Consider the following 552-nt stretch of genomic DNA (forward strand, 5'->3'; position numbering starts at 1 on the left):
GAAAAGAAGCGAATTAGATCGAAAGCACTCATAACGCGTACCTTATAAACCGTGCCCGTCTTGAAGCTCGCAAACTCGGCGCTATTACCTCCGCCGCCTCCTTCATTTGTTGCGTTCAATGCGTTTAGAGCGTCAGCTCCGCTAGTGTACTTTGTCATCCGATTACCTCCGTTAATTTGTTTTAGGGTTTGACCCTCGCAAAACACCGGTATCTGCGCCCGAGACGCCGCCCGCGCACGGCATAGCGACGCGACAGTTTTACTTAACGAACGCCCCGGTATTCTCCGAGCGTCGGCGGTCATTCGCCGCCTTTAGTCCGTTTCTCTTCGCGTAGAAGCGACCAGTACATGCCACCGATAATGATAGTCGCGATGCTGCCGACGAATGCGAAGTACATTAGGAAGTCGTCAAACATACGCGGCCACCGCCTGTGCTACTCGTGTTAGATCCCGACGAGCTTCGAAAGTTTCGTTCGGTAGTTCGTCTAGGCGTGCCTGAATCGCGTTAATACGTGCTTGGATCGCCATTTTCTTCGCGGCTGAGCGTGTGCGT

The organism is Bacillus sp. PPSBB_11 (genome assembly GCF_038023285.1).
GTDB classification, from domain to species: Bacteria; Bacillota; Bacilli; order Bacillales; family Bacillaceae; genus Bacillus; species Bacillus altitudinis.